This window comes from Aeromonas sp. s11, assembly GCF_040907945.1.
Taxonomy (GTDB): Bacteria; Pseudomonadota; Gammaproteobacteria; order Enterobacterales; family Aeromonadaceae; genus Aeromonas; species Aeromonas veronii.
In genome coordinates, this window is sequence record NZ_JBFOCU010000044.1 from 39,379 (window position 1) to 57,806 (window position 18,428).

Sequence of the window (18,428 nt, forward strand, 5' to 3'; positions counted from 1 at the left end):
TTGTAGCTATTAGACGAGAAATAATCTTATTTGATAGTAATTCCTATTTGCGTGTAGCATGGGCGACACACTCAACGAGGAGCCCCATCGTGTCCCCATCTCTGCCTCCCAATCGCCCCCGTCTGCTGACTGTCAAAGCCATTACCCAGATCACCCCCCATTTGCGTCGCATCACCTTTGGTGGCAGCGAACTGGCTGACTATCCCTTTACCTGCGGTGGGGCCCATATCAAGGTGATGCTGGCCCAGCCCCATCAGGTAGAGCCGGTGCTGCCTGCAATGACCCCGAGCGGCCCGCGCTGGAGTGACCCGGCGGACAAGCCGGTGATCCGCACCTACACCATCCGCGCGTTTCGCCGTGATGAGCAGGAAATTGATATCGACTTCGTGCTGCATGGTGAAGGTGGGCCCGCCAGCGCCTTTGCCACCCATGCCAAGCCGGGAGAGAAGGTGATCCTCTCCGGGCCGGGTGGCCCCAACCCCATGCTGCAACCGGCCGATCACTACTGCCTGGTGGGGGATCTCACCGCCTTGCCCGCCATCATGGCGATGTGTGAGGTGATGCCTGCCGATGCCAGAGGGGAAATTGCGATTCTGGTGCCGGATCAGGCCGATGCTCAGCCGTTGACACTACCGGTCGGGGTGCGCTGTCACTGGTTTGTCGGCGAGCCCGAGTCCAGCGGCCTGCTGGAGCATGTGATTGCTCTGCCGCTGGTGCGCGATGGTGGCTTCTTCTGGCTGGGTGGGGAAGAGGCGCTGGTGCTGCCGCTGCGCCGCCATTTTCGCTCCGTGCTCGAGGTGGATCGCCAGTCGCTCTACGCCGTGCCGTACTGGCGCCGGGGCAAGAATGAAGAGGCCTATCACCAGACCCGTCACGATGTGATGGATAATTAAGCGGATGCGAAAGAATACCTGATTCACTCTTGCAAATAAAAATGATTTGCATTTAGTATTGCGCCGTCTGGGTATTCGTCCGGGCGGCGTTTTTATTTCCGTTGACACAAGAGCGCCCTGTTTTCACGTCGGTTTGGCTGCATGTTGTCAGACCCAACGCAAGGAGTCGTAAAGGGTGGTTAAGTACCAGACCTCTCTGTTCTGGCTGGCATTGTTCCTTCTCTGCACGCTGTTTTGCCTCTCGTTCGCCACCGGTGCGGGCGTTTATGGTGCCCGCGAGGTGCTCGGCTACCTGATGGGGGATGCTCGCTGGGCTGGCGACGAGAAGCTCGCCATGGTGCTCAATACCTTGCGACTGCCGCGCACCCTCTGCGCCATGGTGGTCGGCGCCTCTTTATCTCTGGCGGCCTCCTTGTTGCAGAGTGCGACCCGCAATCCGCTGGCGGAGCCCGGTCTGCTCGGGGTCAACGCCGGGGCCGTCTTTGCGCTGGTGGTGGGGCTCACCTGGTTCGGGGTGGAGTCCGCCTACGGCTATCTGCTCTGGGCAGGACTTGGTGCGCTGCTTGGCAACGTGATTGTACTGGGGCTCGGCATGATGATTGGCCGCTCCAACCCCCTCAAGCTCATTCTGGTCGGGGTGGCGCTCTCCGCCACCTTCGGCGGTCTATCCAGCTTTCTGCTGCTCTCCAACAAGATGGTGCTGGAGCAGTACCGCTTCTGGAACCTCGGCTCCCTGTCGGCGGCCAATCTCGATGCCATCATCGCCGTGCTGCCCTTCGTGCTGGCGGCGTTTGTCATCACCTTGCTGCTCTGTCGCCAGCTGACCCTGATGCAGATGGGGGACAGTCAGGCCCAGGCTCTCGGGATCCGCCCAAACCGGGTGCGAATTGGCGTGCTGCTGGCCGCCACCCTGTTTACCGCCAGTGCCATCGCCATCGCCGGCCCTATCGGCTTTGTCGGCTTTCTGGCCGCCTACTGTGGCCGATTGGTGGAGCCGGTGAAGCTGTCGGTGCAGGTCTGTTTCTCCGCCCTGTTCGGCATGCTGTTTCTGCTGTTGGCCGACATTCTGGCGCGCTGGCTGATCCAGCCGTTCGAGCTGCCCAACGGGGTCATTCTGGCCCTGATCGGTGCACCTGTGCTGATCGCCATCGTCCACCGCGGGGGCTTTCGTACCCTGCTGACCGTCAAGTGAGGGGCTGATGCGCACACCTACCGATATGCTCTGCCTGCGAGCCGGCAACCGCTCTTTGCTGCTCCATCTGCCAAGCTGGCGCTGGCTGGTACTGCTTGCCGTGGCGCTGCTGGCGCTTGCTCTGCTGGCCCTGAGCGTTGGCGGCGGCAAACTCGGCTTTGCCGGGGTGGTCAACACTCTGCTGGGGGAGGGGACGCGGCTTGAGCAGCTCACCCTGTTCAAGATCCGGCTGCCGCGCATCCTTGGGGTGGTGGTGGCGGGGGCGGCCATGGGGCTCTCCGGCTGTCTGGTGCAGACTCTGGTGCGCAACCGGCTGGCCACACCCGACATGGTGGGAGTCAACAACGGCGCCTCTCTGGCCATCATCGTCTTCTCCCTCTACTTGACGGTAGGCAGCTGGCCCTGGTGGGCTGCCCCCATCGGCGCTATCTTCGCGGCGCTGGTGCTCTATGCCCTCTGCCGCAAACCGGGTGAGCAGGGCTATCTGTTCGTGGTGATCGGCATTGGCCTCTCCGAGCTGTTCGAGGCGCTCGGCCAGTTTGTGATGTCCACTCAGGCCCTGCTGCACCTGAGCTCCCTCTATCTGTGGAATATGGGCAGCTTTATCGCCGTGGGTTACAGCACCGTCACCCCCATCGCCATCCTGTTGCTGCTGCTCTGCCCCTGGATCGTCTATCTCTCCCGCTCGCTGGCGGTGCTGCGCTTTGGTCCCGAGATGGCCAGAGGGCTTGGCGTCAACGGCGATCGGGTGCAACTGGGCATTCTGGCGCAGGCCATTCTGGTGGCGGCGCTCGGCACCGCCATCGGCGGGCCCGTGGTCTTTATCGCCATGGCGGCCCCCATTCTTGCTTCCTGGCTGGTAAAAGACCGGGTGGTGCCGCTCTGGCTGGCGGCGCTTAGCGGCGCCCTGCTGTTGCTTGCCAGCGATACCCTGGTCCGGGTGCTGGCCAGCCCCCACGAGGTGGCGACCGGCATCATGACCCGCATTCTCGGCGGCCTGTTGCTGCTGTTTCTTCTTGTTAACGATCGCCAGAGGGCTGACTGATGACGCTCACCGTAAATCGCCTCCATTTCGCCTATCAGCAGACCCCCATCCTGCGGGACATCTCTTTCAGCGTGCCGAGGGGCAAGTTGGTGGGGATCGTCGGCCCCAACGGCTGCGGCAAATCGACCCTGCTCAAGTTGCTATCCGGCCAGATGAAAGCCCAACGCGGCGAGATCCTGCTCAAGGGCAAGCCGCTTTCCAGTTACCCCATGAAGGGGCTGGCGCGGGATCTCGCCTATCTGCCCCAGCGGCCGACCCTGCCTGCCGGCATTCTGGTGGAGCAGCTGGTGCAGTATGGCCGTCACCCTCATCAGGGCTGGTTCAATCAGTGGGGTGAGGAGGATGCCCGTATGGTGCGTATTGCATGCGAGCGGATGCAGCTTGAAAGCATCTGGCAGCAGAGCGCAGCGTCCCTCTCCGGCGGGCAGGCACAGCGGGCCTGGCTGGCGATGATCCTGGCGCAGGACAGCGACATGGTGCTGCTCGACGAGCCCACCAGCGCCCTCGATATCGGTCACCAGACCGAGGTGATGGAGGCGATCCATCGCATCACCGCCGAGGGCAAAACCGTGCTGCTGGTGATCCACGATCTGGCGATGGCGGCCCGCTACTGTGACGAGCTGATCGCCATCGGCGAGGGGACCATTGCTGCCATGGGCCCGGCCCGGGAGGTGGTGACCAAGGATCTAATCGACCGGCTCTACCAGACCAGTGTCGACATTCTGCATGCCCCCGGCGACGGGGCGCCCATTATCGTGCCCCGTCGCCACGAACATGGCCGCGCCCTGCGTTCGGCGAGTTGAGTCATATGGGCCTGCTCTGTGGGCCCACCGAGTGTATCCTCGCGGCCGATTATCCGGGCCGTGCAACGAGAAGGAGTGAGATGATGAAGCGTTTTGCCGCCCTGGCAGCAGCCATCCTGATGCTGGCCGCGCCGCTGGTTCAGGCGCAGGAGATGCGTGAAGTGACCGATGCGTTTGGCCAGAAGGTGCAGGTGCCAGCCCAGCCAACGCGGGTGGTGGTGCTGAGCGAGCTGGAACTCGACAGTACCCTGACCCTGGGGCTGACCCCCATCGGCGCCGTCAATGGCCGTGGTCAACCCACCTTGCCCCGCTACTTGCTGAACAAGGCGGATATGGGTATCCAGGTGATCGGCGATCTCGACAGCCCCAATCTGGAGTCGCTGATTGCGCTGGAGCCCGACCTTATCCTGACCGGCCAGACCCGTCCCGAGCTGCTGACCTTGCTGGGGGAGATCGCGCCGACCGTGGTGACCAGCAAGTGGGGTGAGCCTTGGCAGGATAGCTTCCGCCGCACTGCCCACACCCTCAACCGCGACCAGCAAGGGGATACTTTCTTGCTGCAGTATGCCGAGCGGCTGACTCAGGCTCGCAGCAAGCTGGCAAAGCATCAGGGGGAGAGCATCAGCATAGTGCGCTGGAACCCCAAGGGGCCGAGCTTCATGTATCAGGGCACCTTTGCCAGCAGCGTAGTGGAGTCGATGGGGCTGGTGCGCCCAAGCAAGCAGCAGGGTACTGGCGCACCCCACTCACCGGCGCTCAGTCTGGAGTCCCTCAATCTGCTGGATGCTGACTGGCTGGTGGTCGGTACCCTGAGCGCCACCGGTGATGCGGTGGATGCCATGCGTCAGGCGGAGCAGACCCCGGCGTTCCAGCAGCTGCCGGTGATCAAGGCCAAGCGCTTTGGCGCCGTGGACGGGTCGCTCTGGACCTCCAGCGGTGGCCCGCAGGCAGCTCTCAAGGTGATCGAGGATGTGGAGCAGTTGCTGGCAACCCGCAGCTGAGTGCCATGCGCACCAGAGGTTGACCCAACGAACAGGTTGATCAAAGAAGAGGGAGGCTGATGCCTCCCTCTTGCGTTGTCACTGTCTATCGTGACCTTTTCGGCGAGCCAGAGCCGTTTATTGCGGCTGGATGGCTGTCACTGTGAGCTTGCCGCTCTGGGTTTCGGCATGAAAGTGGATGGCATCCCCCACCTTGAGCCCTTTGAGCTGGGCCGGATCTGCCACTCGAAAGAGCATGGTCATGGCGGGCATCTTGAGATTCTCGATCGCCTCGTGCTTGATGCCGACTTTGCCGCTCCCCTCATCGAGGCGGGTAATGACCCCCTTGGTCATCACCATTGCGCCCTGTTCGCTCATCTCACCCGTCTGACTCATATCGTGCCCTTCATGGTGCATCATCTCTTCGGCCTGCAGGTTGGTCTGGGTGGCAAGGCCAAGCAGCAGGGTCAGGGTCAGCGTTTTGTAGTTCATGATGGTTTCCTTATCGTTCAGTCAATATGGATCGTGAAATCGGGTTATTCGGATTGCGGGTTCGCGCTCTTGCCAAGGCTGCGACTGCGCCACAGGTAATAGGCCGCTGGCAGCACCAAGAGGGTCAGCACCAGCGCGCTCACCATGCCGCCGATCATGGGGGCGGCGATGCGCTGCATCACCTCGGATCCGGTACCGTGGCTCCACATGATGGGCAACAGGCCAGCGATGATGGTCACCACCGTCATCATCTTGGGGCGCAGGCGCAGGGCGGCGCCCTGGATCACCGCACGATGCAGCCCCGCCTTGTCCGGCTTGCCGCTGGCCACCAGGTCATCCCAGGCATGGTTGAGGTAGACCAGCATCAAGACGCCGGTCTCTACCGCCACCCCCGCCAGAGCGATAAAGCCCACCCCGACCGCCACCGAGAGGTTGAAGTCGAGCAGCCAGAGGGTCCAGATCCCGCCCACCACCGCCAGCGGCAAGGTGGTGAGAATGAGCAGCACCTCCTGAACGCGGCGAAACGCCAGATAGAGCAGCAGCACGATAATGGCGACCGTGAGCGGCACCACGTAGGCGAGGCGCGCCTTGGCTCGTTCCATGTACTCGTATTGGCCAGACCAGGTGAGGGCGTAGCCCGCCGGCAGCACCAGCTGCTTGCCCACCTCGGTCTTGGCCTCTGCCACAAAAGAGCCGATGTCGCGGCCGCGAACGTCGACGTAGACCCAGCCGTTGAGGCGCGCATTCTCGCTGCGCAGCATGGGGGCTTCATCGCTGATGTAGACCCGGGCCACGTCCGCCAGCGCGATACGCGCGCCGATCGGGGTGACCACCGGCAGCAGCTCGAGGCTGGCCACCGAATCCCGATAGCTCTGGGGATAGCGTAGGTTGATGGGGTAGCGCTCGCGCCCCTCGATGGTTTGGCCCACCTCCATGCCGCCCACTGCGGTGGCGAGCACCGCCTGCACATCGGCGATATTGAGGCCGTAACGGGCCGCTTTGAGCCGGTCGATATCCACCTTGACGTAGCGGCCACCCGCCACCCGCTCGGCGTAGACCGATGAGGCGCCCTCCACCTTGCCGACGATCTGTTCCAGCTGCTGGCCGAGCTGCTGGATCACCTTGAGATCCGGCCCCGCTATCTTGATGCCGACCGGGGTCTTGATACCGGTGGCCAGCATGTCGATGCGGGTCTTGATAGGGGGCACCCAGGCGTTGGTGAGGCCGGGGAAACGGATGAGGGAGTCGAGCTCCTCTTTGAGCTTCTCCGGGGTCATACCGGGGCGCCACTGATCGCGGGGCTTGAGCTGGATGCTGGTCTCCATCATCACCAGATCAGCAGGGTCGGTGGCCGATTCGGCGCGCCCCGCCTTGCCGAACACATTCTGCACCTCGGGCACGGTACGAATGAGCTTGTCGGTCTGCTGCAAAATCTCCCGCGCCTTGCCCACCGAGATATTGGCTGCTGTGGTGGGCATATACATGATGTCCCCCTCATCAAGCGGTGGAATGAACTCGGAGCCCAAGTACTTGAGCGGCCAGAAGCCCGCCATCGTCACTACGGCGGCGACAGCCAGAGTGGTTTTCGGATGGGCCAGCACGGCTTTGAGCAGCGGCACATATGCCTGGCTTAAGCCACGGTTCAGCGGGTTGGCCTGCTCCGCCAGCACCTTGCCACGGATGAAGTAACCCATGATCACCGGCACCAGCGTGATGGCGAGCGCGGCAGCGGCGGCCATGGCGTAGGTCTTGGTGTAGGCCAGCGGATGGAACATCCGCCCCTCCTGCGCCTCCAGCGCGAACACCGGCAGGAAGCTGATGGTGATGATCAGCAGGGAGAAGAAGATGGCGGGCCCCACTTCTATGCTCGCCTCGGTGATGATGCGCCAGCGGTTCTTGTCGGTGAGCGCCTCCCGCTCCATGTGTTTGTGGACGTTCTCGATCATCACGATGGCGCCATCCACCATGGCGCCGATGGCGATGGCGATGCCCCCGAGCGACATGATGTTGGCGTTGATCCCCTGCAGGTGCATGACGATAAAGGCCACCAGAATGGCGATGGGCAGGGTGATGACCACTACCAGTGACGAGCGCAGGTGGAACAGGAAGGCGAGGCAGACCAGCACCACCACCGCGAACTCCTCGAGCAGCTTGCCGGAGAGGTTGTCGATGGCGCGCTGGATAAGGTCGGAGCGATCGTAGACGGTGACGATCTCTACTCCTTCCGGCAGGCTGCTTTTCAGCTCATCCAGCCGAGCCTTGACCCCATCGATGGTGTGCTGGGCATTCTCGCCGTAGCGCATGACGATAATGCCGCCCACCACTTCCCCTTCGCCGTTGAGCTCGGCAATGCCGCGCCGCATCTGGGGACCGGTGACCACATCTGCCACATCCCCCAGCAGCAGCGGGGCGCCGCGCACATTGGTACCGAGCGGGATCTGCTTCAGATCCTCGACGCTTTTCAGATAGCCGTTGGAGCGCACCATGTACTCCGCTTCCGCCATCTCGATGACGGAGGCGCCTGTCTCCTGATTGCCCTGTTTGATGGCGGTCTCGATCAGGGAGAGCGGGATGCCGTAGGCGCGCAGCTTGTCCGGGTCGACCCGCACCTGATACTGGCGCACCATGCCGCCGACGGTGGCAACCTCGGAGACCCCCTCCACCGTCTGCAACTCGTACTTGAGGAACCAGTTTTGCAGCGAGGTGAGCTCGCTGAGGTCATGCTTGCCGGTCTTGTCCACCAGCGCGTACTGGTAGACCCAACCCACCCCGGTGGCATCGGGGCCGAGCTGGGGGCGGGCGGAGGCGGGCAGATTGGGCGCAACCTGGCTCAAATACTCCAGCACCCGGGCGCGGGCCCAGTAGAGGTCGGTGTTGTCGTCAAACAGCACATAGACGAAGGAGTCGCCGAAGAAGGAGTAGCCGCGCACAGTGGTCGCCCCCGGCACCGCCAGCATGGCGGTGGTGAGCGGGTAGGTCACCTGATCCTCCACCACCTGGGGCGCCTGGCCCGGATAGGAGGTCTTGATGATCACCTGTACGTCGGAGAGATCCGGCAGGGCGTCCACCGGGGTTTGCTTGACCGACCAGAGCCCCCAGGCGGTGAGTATGAGGGTCAATAACAGCACCAGAAAGCGGTTGCCCACCGACCAGCGAATAATCGAGGGGATCATGGCTTGGCTCCCATATTGTGCTGGCTATGGTCCATTCCTTCCATCTTCTCCATCTCATCCGTTCCACGCTTGGCGTCGCCGTCAGTAGCGGTTGCCTTCTCCTGATGGATGGTGGTGATGCGGTACTCATCCCCCTCCTGCATCACTTGCAGGTGCAAGGTCTGCCCTTCGCCCAGCTTGCTGATATCGACCCCGTCGGCGACGGTGAACTCCATCTCCATGGCGGGCCACTGCCACTCGGGGATGGGCTGGTGGGAGACCATCAGGGTACGGTTGGCCAGATCGATGCTTTCAACCTCGCCCTGGGTCCATACCTGTGCAGGGCGCACCGCCGTCATACGCTGGAAGTCCGAATCGATGGCCGACTCGGAGTCGAGCAGGAACTGGGCCGAGCTGACGATGTTATCCCCAGCCTCTACCCCTGCCTTGATGGCAACCTTGTCGCCAAACTGGGGGCCGAGAGTGACGGCGACCGACTTGAAGTTGCCATCCCCCAGTGCCAGCACCAGCCGATCCTGACTGCCGGTGCGGATCACCGCTTCGCTCGGCACCACCAATTGCGGCTCTCCCTGCCCGGTGCGAATGCTCACCTTGGCAAACATATTGGGTTTCAAAAACTCGTCCGGGTTGTCAAAGCGCAGCCGCACCTTGAGGGTGCGAGTAGCGGCATCCAGTGTCGGGTAGAGGTAATCCACCTTACCTTGCCAACTGCGACCGGGGGCATAGTCGAGGGTCATGGTGACCGGGTCCCCCACCTTCAGCTGGGCGGCTTGACGCTCGAACACCTCGGCACTGACCCACACCTGCTTGAGGGTGCTGATGTTAAAGAGCGCCGCAGCGGGCTCCACATACTGGCCCTCGCGCACCTTGAGCTCGGAGACATAACCGTTGCTGGGGGCGTAAATGCTGATGGTTTCGCGCACCTGACGGGTGCGCTTGAGGGCTGAGATTTGATCTGCCGGTACCTGCAGGGACTTGAGCTTGCCCTCGGCAGAGCGCAGCAGCAGTGGGTTGGCCGTGTTGAGTGCCAGCAGGTATTCGTGCTGGGCGTTAACCAGATCCGGGGCGTAAAGCTCGTAAATAAGGCTCCCCTTGCTCACCTGCTGCCCCTCGCTTTTGATGGCGAGGGTGCGGATCCAGCCCGCCATGCGGGCGTTGATCGCCTCCAGCCTGTCCTCGTCATACCCGACATAGCCCACCGTCTCGATCTGCTGGTGGATAGGCAGCTTCTCCACTTTAGCCAGCCGCACCCCCAGGTTTTGCTGGATCTCGGGGCTGATGGTGACTGTGCCAGGTGAGCCGTTTTTTTGTTCCTCATAGACGGGGATAAAGTCCATCCCCATGTTGTCTTTGGCCGGGCCGTCGCGCTTGTCGCGGGGATCCATGGGGTTGACCCAATAAAGGGGTATCTTCTCTTTGGCGCTGGCGCCATCGGAGGTCTGTTTGGCGGCCCAGTAGCCGCCACCAGCGCCAAGGGCAAGTAGCAGGGCCGACATCAGGACGGTCTTGTTCATGACTGGCCTCCGGCGCGGATCTGCATGCAGAAAGTGCAGGAGGGTAAGGCGCCCGTAAAGGCAGCAACCTTGGACGGTGAAAAGTGGGCTGGTGACATAATACGTCTTCTCTTTTGCAGGCCGCCGGTCGGGTGAGGTGCAAGGCATCACCAAAGGGGCTGGCGGCAAACGGGGCGCAGCTGTATCAGTGCGCACGGCTCCCTGTGAGCGGGCCGGTTTGGCTGGGGCACAGGGTCAGGCAAGGCGGCAGAAAACGGACAAGCCGAGGCTTGTCGCTGCCGCAAGAGAAGGACTTTCTAGTGGCGTAACACCGACAGCATCAGATGTCGGCGCGGCCAGGAGGGAGGGTGAGTACCGCGCGAGCGCAGGAAGGGATCCCGCAACCAGTTATCAAGCAGTGACGCTGCGACGTTGTTGCCAAGTAGCAAGGGAAAGAGCAGCAGAGCGACCAGTACCCCAAGCAGAGTCATCGCGCCGAAGGAGGGGGCATTGATGCCTGTCTGCATCTGGCACTCATCGCCCATGGCCGACCCCTCGTCTCCCTGATGGCAGGAGAGGGGCATGACATCGCCCGGGTGATCCATCGCGGGCATTACATGAGAGATATCGCCATCCGCCATCGCCATGGATGAATCGAACATCACCATCGATTGGGCGCTGCTTGGGGTCGGCTCGGAGGAGAGGGGAGAACCATGCCAGCTGATGCAGAGAGTCAGATTGCAGACGAGCAGCAGCGCCAGCAATAGCCGGGCCAGAGCAACTGAGGGCAATCTTGCAGCAAGCTGGGTGAGTGACAATCCGGGCATCCTTAGGGGGCAAGTTGCCAAACTCTAAACCTTGCTCGCAGGAGAAGGTCAAGGCTTCTGCTGGCGCTGCTGTTGCAGGTAGAGGTCACTGTATTTTTCCAGCAACTGGTCTATCCATTGACTCATGCCGGGCGCTTGCAACATGGGCTCCAGTTGTTCGAGGGTGCCAAGATGCGGAGATTGCAGTGAAACAGAAATATAGAGTTCACCACGCTGCAGTGGCCACTGCAGATCAGCCAGCCCGCTGTCCGGGTAATTTTCGCTCAGAAACAGGCGACCGGAAGAGCGGCCGTAAGGAACGAAGTCGACCCGGTCACTGGCCAGCAGGCCAAATACCTGCTTGAGGGAGTTGACCCTGTAGATGCGGGTATTCTCTTGCAAAAAATCATCCATTTCGCTGCCAAGGCTGACGCCTATCATCATGGCGCCCCGCAATCCGGTCAGGTCCTCCCGTCGTTGCAGCAAGCGGCTTCCGGGTTGGCGCACGAACACCGCCATGTCATTGATGGCCATAGGCGTTCGGGTAAAGCGGGAGTAGTGCGCTCTCTCTTCGTTGCGCAGCGCACAGATATTGATGTCGACCTCTCCTTTCGCCACTTTCTGCTGACAGCGGGCCCAGGGGCCCACATAGGAGAGATCCACGTTGAAACCCAACCGTTGATAGAGGCTACTGACTACTTCGGCACAAACGCCGATGATCTTGCCATCGCTCAGCCAGTTCCAGGGGGGATAATCGTGATGACCACAGGCGGAGAGGGTCGTGGTCGTCAAGGTCGTCGCGAGCCAGAGCTGAGCCAGCATATCCGGATCCTGTGCAAAAAAGTCTCGATGTGTGTCATTGAAGCACACCGCAGACAAAAAAATACCCCCGCACGGGCGGGGGTAGTTTGTTATCGGTGGAACGCCCGTGGAGAGCGTTACGGCTTGGCGCGCTTCTCCGACCCTTTCATGATGAGCCGGAAGAAGAGCGGGATAAAGAAGATGGCGATAAAGGTGGCCGCCAGCATGCCGCCGATGACCGGCCAGCCGAGGGCGTGACGGCTTGCCGCACCGGCCCCGCTGGAGGTGACTAACGGCACACAGCCGAGGATGAAGGCGAGCGAGGTCATCACGATAGGACGGAAACGCAGGCGCGCCGCCTCCAGTGCCGACTCGATGAGGCTCATCCCCTCTTCGTGCTTCATCACCGCGAACTCCACGATCAGGATAGCGTTCTTGGCGGCAAGGCCGACCAGGGTCACCAGCCCGATCTGGAAGTAGACGTTGTTGGTCAGCCCCACCAGCCAGGTGGCGAGCAGGGCACCGAACAGGGCGAACGGTACGGCGGTGATCACCGCAAACGGCAGGCTCCAGCGTTCATACTGGGCGGCCAGAATGAGGAAGATCATCACGATACCGAAACCAAAGGCCATACCAGCGCTGCCTGCGGCCGCTTTCTCCTGATAGGCGGAGCCGGTCCACTCCAGCTTGGCGTCGTTGCCAAGAGCCTCATTGGAGACCTCTTCCAGCGCGGCGATGGCTTGACCCGAACTGTAGCCTGGGGCGGGCTGGGCCATGATCTTGGCGGCCTGGAAGATGTTGAAGCGTTCGACCAGTTCGGGGCCGGTGGCATCCCGCACCGTCACCAGACTGCTGAGCGGGATCATCTCCCCCTTGTCGGAGCGGACATAGACATTGCGGATATCGCTCTTCTTGGCGCGATAGTCTGCCTCGGATTGCAACTGCACCCGGTAGGTACGGCCGAACTGGTTGAAGTCGTTGACATAGACCTGTCCGAAGGTGGCTTGCATGGTGTCGAACACCGCGTTGATGGGCAGCCCAAGCGCCTTGGCTTTTTCGCGATCCAGGTCGAGATAGACCTGCGGCACGTTGGCGCGGTAGGTGCTGGTGACGCTGGCAAACTCCGGGCGCGCCTTGGCCGCTTCGAGGAAGCGCTGCACTTCGCCGGAGAAGGCCTGTGCGTTGCCTGTGCCACGGTTTTGCAGATAGGCCTCAAGGCCACCTGTGGTGGACATCCCCTGAATGGGAGGCGGGTTGAAGGAGGCGACAAAGCCATCCGCCAGCCCCATCAGGCTCAAGCCCTGGAAGGTCTTGGCCAGCGAGAAGGAGTCCTGCCCGGCCCCCTGACGCTCACTCCAGTCCTTCAGGGTAATGAAGGTCATGCCGCTGTTGCTGATGATGGCATTGGAGAGAATGTCAAAGCCCGAGAAGGTGATCACATCCTTCACATGGGGGTTGGCCATGGCGATCTTGTCGAACTGATCCGCCACCGCCTGGGTCCGGCTCATCGCGGCGGCATCCGGCAGCATGACGGCGGAGATGAGGTAGCCCTGATCTTCGTTCGGTACCAGTTCGCCCGGCACTTTCAGGAAGAGGCCGTAGATGGAGAGGATCAGCACGGCGATGATGGCAAAGGCGACCCCCACCCGACGGTTCAGGAAGGCCACACCCCGTACATAGCCGCGGGTCAGCTGGTCAAATTTTTCGTTGAACCAGACGAAGAAGCGGGCCGGTTTGTGGTGTCCCTCTTTGAGCAACACGGCACAGAGGGCCGGAGAGAGAGTCAGTGCCACCAGACCGGAGATGGCGACCGAGACCGCGACCGTGATGGCGAACTGTTTGTACATCACCCCGGTCATGCCGCCCATAAAGGCGACCGGCAGGAACACGGCGCAGAGCACCAGCACGATGGCGACCACCGGACCGGAGACCTCCTGCATGGCGAGGATGGCAGCCTCCTTGGCGGAGCACTTCTTCTCGCTCATGATCCGCTCGACGTTCTCGAGCACCACGATGGCGTCATCCACCACGATGCCGATGGCAAGCACCATGCCAAACAGGGTCAGCAGGTTGATGGAGAAACCGAGCACCAGCATGCCGGCGAAGGTCCCGATGAGCGACACCGGCACCGCGATACAGGGGATCAGGGTGGCGCGGAAGTTTTGCAGGAACAGATAGACCACCACGAACACCAGTACGATCGCCTCGAACAGGGTGTGTACCACCTCTTCGATGGAGATCTTCACGAACTCGGTAGTGTCGTAGGGGATCTGGTACTCGATATCCTGCGGGAAGCGCTCCTTGAGTCGCTCCATGGTGGCGTGTACCGCATCGGCAACCGCGACGGCGTTGGCGCCCGGTTGCAGATAGGTGGCGATACCGATGGCCGGTTTGCCGTTGGCGCGGGCGACCAGATCATAATCCTTGCCCCCCAGCTCGACCCGGGCGACATCGCGGACCCGGATCTTGGAGCCATCGGGCATGGAGCGGACGATGATGTTCTGGAACTCCTTCACATCCTCAAGGCGCCCCTTGGTCTGCACCGTGTAGGTGAAGTCGATGGGGGCCGTGGTGGGTTGGGCACCGATCTTGCCCGCCGCGAACTGGGTGTTCTGTTCGCGAATGGCGCCGATCACGTCGCTCGGGGTGAGCTCGAGCTGGGCCAGTCGATCCGGCCGCAGCCAGATACGCATCGCATAGTCGGTACCGCCAAACAAGGTGGTATCACCGATGCCGGGAATCCGCTTGAGCTCGTCGATGATGTTGAGCAGGGCGTAGTTCGACAGATAGGTGGTATCAAACGAGCCGTTCGGTGACTGGAGGGTGACCACCTGCAGGATGGAGGTCGATTTCTTCTTGACCGTCACCCCCTGCTTTTTCACCTCTTCCGGCAGCTGGGCCATGGCGGCCGAGACCCGGTTGTTGACGTTGATGGTGGCCTGATCCGGATCGGTGCCGATCTCGAAGTAGACGTTGAGGTTCATCTGGCCGTTGGAGGCCGACCCCGACTGCATGTAGATCATCCGCTCGACGCCGTTGATCTGCTGCTCCAGCGGCGCTGCCACGGTCTGGGAGATCACCTCCGGGGTTGCGCCCGGATAAAACGCCGTGACCGAGACCACCGGCGGGGTGATCTGGGGATATTGCTCGATGGGGAGCGCCCGCATCGCCGCCAACCCGCCCAGCACGATAATGATCGAAATCACGCTGGCGAAGATGGGGCGTTCTATGAAGAACTTGGAAAACATACGGGCTCCTTACTTGGCCGCAGACTGGCTGACCACCTTGCCGGTGATCGCCTTCATCTCGTCGGCAGAGACAGGTTTTACCACGGCGCCGGGGCGAGCCTTCATCAAGCCTTCGACGATATAGCGCTCACCTGCCTGCAGGCCGCTCTCGATCAGCACGCCGGAGTCGACTGCCGCGCCCAGGGTCACCGGACGGGGCACTACCTTGTTGTCGGCATCGACCACCATCACCATGCGGTCAGCCTGGGACTGGACGATGGCGCGCGGCGGCACCACGATGGCGTTTTTGCGGGTGCCCAGATCGATGGTCATGCGGACAAACTGGCCCGGCAGCAGTACGCCGTCCTTGTTGTCGAAGATGGCCCGGGCACGGATGGTGCCGGTCTGCGGATCGACCCGGTTGTCGGAGAAGTTGAGCTTGCCCGCCTCCGGGTAGAGGGAGCCATCGGCCAGACGGATATGGGTGCGCCAGGTGGTGGCATCCTTCGCCTCAATCACCCCTTTCTTTACCGAGTTTTCGAAGTTGAGGCGATCCTGCTCCGAGTAGGAGAAGTTGACGTAGAGCGGATCAAACTGGGTGATGGTAGTGAGCAGGCCGTTGTCGCCGCTGGTGGAGATAAGGCTCCCCTCGGACTGGGAGCTCTTGCTCGCCATGCCGTTGATGGGGGCGGTCACCTGGGTGTAGCTGAGGTTGAGCTCCGCCTCTTTCACCTTGGCCTGAGCGGCCTGATGGCTGGCGATGGCCGCTTCGTAGTTGGCGATGGTGTCGTCATAGTCCTTGCGACTGACCACCTGACGCTTGAAGAGGGGAATGATGCGATCCCGATCGGCACGGGCCTTGTTGAGACGGGCCTGCTCCTGAGCCAGGGTGCCCTTGGCCTGCTCCAGCGCCACCTTGTAGGGCTCAGGGTCAATCAAAAACAGCTCCTGACCGGCGGTAACCGGCTGGCCTTCCACATAAGTGCGCTTGAGCAGGATGCCACTGACCCGGGAGCGCACATCGATCTCGCGAAAACCGGCGGTCTCTCCCACCATCTCGGTGGTGAGCGGCACATCGGTCAGCTTGACCTCGGCGACCACCACAGGGACGGCGGGCATGGTCTGGGCCGTTTGGGTCGTCTCGCCGCCACAGGCGCTCAGACCACTGATCAGCGCCAGGGTCAGCAAGCTGCGTTTGTAAACCTCTCTTCCGGCATTGGGCACCTTCATCATCACACTCCTGTTGGATCGATTTCGGCTGCTGCGTTCAGCATGTTTCTCCATACACATCATTAACTTCATGATTAAAAAAACAACTTCTTTATGATTGGAATGGGAGATGATAGGGCGGCAACCTTGAACACAACCTTCTCAAAGTGGCAATTAGGGTTGCCGATTGACGAAAAATGTCTGACTTTTCCGATATGGGCGGGGGGCTTCGGGGATGTTCATCCCGGGCCAGGGCTCTTCGCAACCGTATCACGCCAGCCACTCCTTGCTGCAAAAAATAAGGTGCCATAAGGCACCTTTTCTGGATGGGTTTTTTACGCCCTTTTATCGCGGGCAACCGCGAGCCGCTTCACAGTTTACGAATTCGTCGCGGCTCATCGGTTAATCTTGCGCCGCATCAGGCAAAGCAGGCCCAGATGGGGGCGTGGTCGGAGGGTTTCTCGATGCCGCGCAGCTCGTAGTCGATACCGGTCTCGGTCACCTTGTCCTTGAGGGCGTCGGAGGCCATGATGAGATCGATGCGCAGGCCGCGGTTCTCGTCAAAGCCCTTGGAGCGGTAGTCAAACCAGGAGAAACGCTCGCACTCGGTGGGGTTGGCGGCGCGGAAGGTGTCGGTCAGGCCGAACCCTTTCAGTCGCTCCATCCATTCGCGCTCGATGGGCAGGAAGGAGCATTTGCCATCCCGCAGCCAGCGTTTGCGGTTTGCCTCGCCGATGCCGATGTCGAGATCGGTGGGGGAGATATTCATATCCCCGATCAGCACCAGCTGGTCGTCCGAGGTGTGGTTGGTCTCGAGGTAGTGCTGCAGATCCTCGTAGAACTTCTGCTTGGCCGGGAACTTGGTCTCGTGATCCTGGCTTTCACCCTGCGGGAAGTAGCCGTTCATCACCTTGATGAGGGAGCCGTCTTCGCGCTCGAAGGTGGCCATGATCATCCGGCGCTGGGCCTCTTCGTCATCGGTGGGGAAGCCTTTCTCCACCTTGACCGGCTTCTGCTTGCTCATGATGGCAACCCCGTAGTGGGCCTTCTGGCCGTGAAACTCCACGTGATAGCCCATGGCCTCCACATCGGCCAGCGGGAATGCTTCATCGTGCACCTTGATCTCCTGCAGGCCGATCACATCGGGCTGGTGCTTGTCGATGATGGCTTGCAGCTGGTGCAGACGGGCGCGCAGGCCGTTGATATTGAAAGAGATGATCTTCATGTCCGGGATGCTCATGTCATTTTTATAAGTGGCTATTGGACTAGGAATCGGCGGTGGATGCAAGTTTGGCCGCGGGCCTGCGTCAGTGGCAGGCACCGCGGGGTGGGCAGAGGTGTCAGCGGGTCATCTTTTTGACGAATACCACCACAAACAGCGCCAGCGTGAAGCTGCCGGTAAAGGCTTCAAAGGCGGCGAAGATCCTGGAGAGCCCGACCGGAGTGAAGTCGCCGTACCCCAATGTGGTGAAGGTGACCACGCTGTAGTAGAGGCATTCGAGCAGGAAGATGGCATTTTGCTCGAGCGGGGCACCGGGCTGGTAGATGAGGTGCTCGCCCTGAAAATGCAGTCCGCAGAAGAAGTAAAAAATGCTGCAGATAAAGATGAGCAGCAACGAGAAGAGCACCACCCGCATCGGAGCCTCGCCATAGCCGCAGAAGAGATCGACCACCCAGGAGGTGAAGCGCTGGGTCGACCAGAACGGCAGTTGCAGGCGGCGCATGGTGAGCTCCTGCTGGATATAGTTGCCGGACATGGTGAAAATCCCCTGTGCCTCGGAGGCTTTGCGCAGATCCCGGTAGGTCTCTTCCGCCTCCTTGAACCAGATGCGCGCCTGTTTGGGATCCCGTTCGCGGCGCCCCTTGCGATCCTGCATCACCCGTTTGCCGGTCTGCATGTTGTCGAGCCGGGTGTTGTGCCAGCGGATGCCGAGCAGGTTGACGTCATCGAGGGTGGCGCACTGGAGGTTGGCATCACTGAGATCGGCCTTCATCAGGCTGCCGCCCTTCATGCGCAGGCCGTAGAGGTGACCACCGCGCAGGTTGGCGCGATAGAGGTTGCACTGCTCCAGCAAAAATCCCTGATCGGACTCCTTGTTGACCAGATTGAGACCCGCCAGATTGGCCCGTGACAGCTGCAGGCCGTGGCAGAGTCCGCCTGCGCGAACGTACTGTTCAAGTGCCTCGGCGGTGTGGGCTTCCTGATGGGTATGGTGGGGATCATGCCAGTGGCAGAGATCGTGCTCGCCAGCCTCTTCACTGCAGTGGCGGCCATCGGCCACCAGATAACGACACATCGCCATCTTCATTTCCC

The 18,428-nt window shown here is 61.5% G+C and carries 14 protein-coding genes; 5 read left to right on the top strand and 9 right to left on the bottom strand.

All coding sequences use genetic code 11. The features are described 5' to 3' along the window. Positions 1-89: 89 nt before the first annotated feature. The 5 genes from AB5Y84_RS12505 (at position 90) to AB5Y84_RS12525 (ending at position 4,934) form a co-directional block, all read left to right on the top strand. Positions 90-893, top strand: coding sequence for a siderophore-interacting protein (locus AB5Y84_RS12505; RefSeq protein ID WP_107682287.1), 804 nt, complete (start codon positions 90-92; stop codon positions 891-893). Positions 894-1,068: 175 nt separating this feature from the next. Beyond that, positions 1,069-2,085 (top strand): FecCD family ABC transporter permease, encoded by a 1,017-nt coding sequence (locus tag AB5Y84_RS12510; RefSeq protein WP_368177056.1) that lies wholly within the window; start codon positions 1,069-1,071, stop codon positions 2,083-2,085. 7 nt (positions 2,086-2,092) lie between these two features. Further along, positions 2,093-3,130: a FecCD family ABC transporter permease gene (locus AB5Y84_RS12515; protein ID WP_368177057.1), complete on the top strand. Its 1,038-nt coding sequence runs from the start codon at positions 2,093-2,095 to the stop codon at positions 3,128-3,130. Then, positions 3,130-3,933, top strand: a complete 804-nt coding sequence (locus AB5Y84_RS12520; protein WP_368177058.1) for an ABC transporter ATP-binding protein — start codon at positions 3,130-3,132, stop codon at positions 3,931-3,933. Before AB5Y84_RS12515 ends, AB5Y84_RS12520 begins: the two co-directional genes overlap by 1 nt. An 83-nt stretch (positions 3,934-4,016) precedes the next feature. Next, positions 4,017-4,934, top strand: coding sequence for an ABC transporter substrate-binding protein (locus tag AB5Y84_RS12525; RefSeq protein ID WP_368177099.1), 918 nt, complete (start codon positions 4,017-4,019; stop codon positions 4,932-4,934). 117 nt (positions 4,935-5,051) lie between these two features. On the opposite strand, the gene AB5Y84_RS12530 is transcribed toward AB5Y84_RS12525, so the two are convergent. From AB5Y84_RS12530 to AB5Y84_RS12570, 9 genes are all read right to left on the bottom strand, one after another. Then, positions 5,052-5,405: a copper-binding protein gene (locus AB5Y84_RS12530; RefSeq protein WP_368177059.1), complete on the bottom strand. Its 354-nt coding sequence runs from the start codon at positions 5,403-5,405 to the stop codon at positions 5,052-5,054. A 44-nt stretch (positions 5,406-5,449) separates the two neighbouring features. Further along, the gene (locus AB5Y84_RS12535) at positions 5,450-8,578 is read right to left on the bottom strand and encodes an efflux RND transporter permease subunit (RefSeq protein ID WP_368177060.1); all 3,129 of its coding nucleotides are present in this window, start codon (positions 8,576-8,578) and stop codon (positions 5,450-5,452) included. Continuing rightward, positions 8,575-10,092, bottom strand: coding sequence for an efflux RND transporter periplasmic adaptor subunit (locus AB5Y84_RS12540; protein ID WP_368177061.1), 1,518 nt, complete (start codon positions 10,090-10,092; stop codon positions 8,575-8,577). Before AB5Y84_RS12540 ends, AB5Y84_RS12535 begins: the two co-directional genes overlap by 4 nt. 296 nt (positions 10,093-10,388) lie before the next feature. Continuing rightward, complete coding sequence (locus AB5Y84_RS12545; protein ID WP_368177062.1) at positions 10,389-10,889, bottom strand: hypothetical protein; 501 nt, start codon at positions 10,887-10,889, stop codon at positions 10,389-10,391. Positions 10,890-10,946: 57 nt separating this feature from the next. Then, positions 10,947-11,699, bottom strand: coding sequence for a substrate-binding periplasmic protein (locus AB5Y84_RS12550; RefSeq protein ID WP_368177063.1), 753 nt, complete (start codon positions 11,697-11,699; stop codon positions 10,947-10,949). A gap of 116 nt (positions 11,700-11,815) precedes the next feature. Further along, the gene (locus tag AB5Y84_RS12555; RefSeq protein ID WP_368177064.1) at positions 11,816-14,926 is read right to left on the bottom strand and encodes an efflux RND transporter permease subunit; all 3,111 of its coding nucleotides are present in this window, start codon (positions 14,924-14,926) and stop codon (positions 11,816-11,818) included. 9 nt (positions 14,927-14,935) lie between these two features. Next, the gene (locus AB5Y84_RS12560; RefSeq protein WP_005353223.1) at positions 14,936-16,135 is read right to left on the bottom strand and encodes an efflux RND transporter periplasmic adaptor subunit; all 1,200 of its coding nucleotides are present in this window, start codon (positions 16,133-16,135) and stop codon (positions 14,936-14,938) included. 397 nt (positions 16,136-16,532) lie between these two features. Beyond that, on the bottom strand, positions 16,533-17,339 hold the full coding sequence (gene xthA / locus AB5Y84_RS12565; protein ID WP_201907987.1) for an exodeoxyribonuclease III: 807 nt from the start codon (positions 17,337-17,339) through the stop codon (positions 16,533-16,535). 115 nt (positions 17,340-17,454) lie between these two features. Then, positions 17,455-18,417 (bottom strand): ion channel, encoded by a 963-nt coding sequence (locus tag AB5Y84_RS12570; protein ID WP_005353221.1) that lies wholly within the window; start codon positions 18,415-18,417, stop codon positions 17,455-17,457. Positions 18,418-18,428 lie beyond the last annotated feature (11 nt).